The following is a 1,745-nucleotide window of genomic DNA, read 5'->3' on the forward strand; positions in this document are numbered from 1 at the left end:
CCCCGCCACAACAAAAAGCAGGCTCCCCGCAACACATACGGGGAGCCTGCCTAACCGTTAAGGTCTAAGAAACTTAGGCTACGGTGGTGGGACCTATCAGGGAGGAGTGCTCTACACGCTAAATCAGGCGTTCAATGCTTATAGAGGATATCCAGCTTTGCCAGCCGCTATCGAAACCACAAATTTTCCTGCACCGTTGGGAGTTTCCCAGGTTCCATCTGTTACATAAATATCTAGAACATCCTCACCCTTATCGCACCTATAGGGAATTTCTACCCTATAGATATTTGAATCATAGTTTACATGAATATGATCTTTTTTATTTTTTAGCAGTCGACACCCCTGTGGGATACCTACAGAATTTCTCAAATCTTCAATAGACTCAGCAGATTCACCTAAGTTTGCATAAGAATCATAATAGGCAGTTGCACCGTCATAGTCCTCTCTATCTAAGTTATAAGCAAAAGCATAAGCCACTTCTTCTGGCTCAGCCTCGAAGGGTGAAACGCTAATCTTTGAATAAAGAGATATTTGGATCATGCCATATATGATAAATATAAGACCACCTAGGCAGAAAGTCACAAGAAGAATCGCATTATTTTTCTTATGAATAGCGACTGCCCCCCGGATTGCACTGATCAACAGGGTTGAGCTGTTGCCACCAAGGCTTATAGGGCAACCAGGATTCCATATTATAATCTTCTCTCTCGAAAAGGTTACCAGCGACATGGCAGAGATACTGTTCTCGGATAGTTGGTGTTATCCGCCCCCGTGCGGTCTTCGAGACAAGTTCATCAACATGTGCCTTATGTGTCGCGACTCCACTAAAAGCCCTGCCCCAACTAGTAGCTACAACATTTACCTTGTAGCCTTCACGATGGTTAGTTACCCAGACGCGGCTAATCAAATCCCGTCCTAGCCAAGGGTCAGCTGTCACAGGATACGCTACGCTCTCCTGCCCCCGATGCTCTACAACCTGAACCAAAGTAGATCCCCGAATCTCATACCGGGTAGGTATATCCACTCCGTTAGCGTCTTTAGCCCAAGGAGCAGCAACACCAGCAAAAAAGTTCCCCTCAGAATCTTCTACAAGAACAAGACCGCCCTCAAGAATCTCCATGCTGGCGCCTTCCGGCAAGTCAAGATTATAAACGTATTCCTCAGGGGCAGAGGAATCAGCAATCGTAGTTACCATCTGCACAGAGCCATCTTCGTGAGGCAGGACAGATGTAGAAGAAGCATTACCATGATCAAAGCTAACCTCCCCAAACTCACCAGGTTCAGCCACAGCCTCTTCTATACTTGCAGGAATCGAAATAGCAAGATTCTCTTCGCTCTCAGAAACTAATACAACTGGATAATCAGCCTCTTTAGGAATTTCAACCGAACTTTCTTCACCAGCTACTACAAATGCAGACGAAGTCTCTTCAAGCTCATCAATTGTAAATGCCTGTTCTGCAAGCACATCTAGCCTATATTCCACAGAGCTCTCTTGGCTCGTCGGAATTGAATTCTGAGCTAAAGCAGGTGCAAGACCTACTCCACCAATCAACACAGCGCCAACCGCATAGATACTAAAAGCAGAACGGGGGGGTAAAAGGGACATCTTTATCTCTTTTCTCTAAGGTACCAGACTCCTTGATGGGGCTAGTTGATAAGCAGCCTACAGCCGGGGTGCAGGAAAAACCAGAGTTATTCTGTCACTAGACCAAAGAGAGTACTTAAGTACTTTTCTTTAATCTGAA

The 1,745-nt window shown here is 45.5% G+C and carries 2 protein-coding genes; both read right to left on the reverse strand.

Features of this window, described 5'->3' with window-relative positions; all coding sequences use genetic code 11:
• Nucleotides 1-138 precede the first annotated feature (138 nt).
• On the reverse strand, nucleotides 139-477 hold the full coding sequence (locus ACRCJM_RS11945) for a hypothetical protein (protein ID WP_237187487.1): 339 nt from the start codon (nucleotides 475-477) through the stop codon (nucleotides 139-141).
• 127 nt (nucleotides 478-604) lie between these two features.
• Complete coding sequence (locus ACRCJM_RS11950; RefSeq protein ID WP_237187485.1) at nucleotides 605-1,606, reverse strand: DUF2599 domain-containing protein; 1,002 nt, start codon at nucleotides 1,604-1,606, stop codon at nucleotides 605-607.
• Between the last annotated feature and the right edge of the window lie 139 nt (nucleotides 1,607-1,745).

The sequence above is a fragment of the Rothia sp. L_38 genome (assembly GCF_050689125.1).
Taxonomy (GTDB): Bacteria; Actinomycetota; Actinomycetes; order Actinomycetales; family Micrococcaceae; genus Rothia.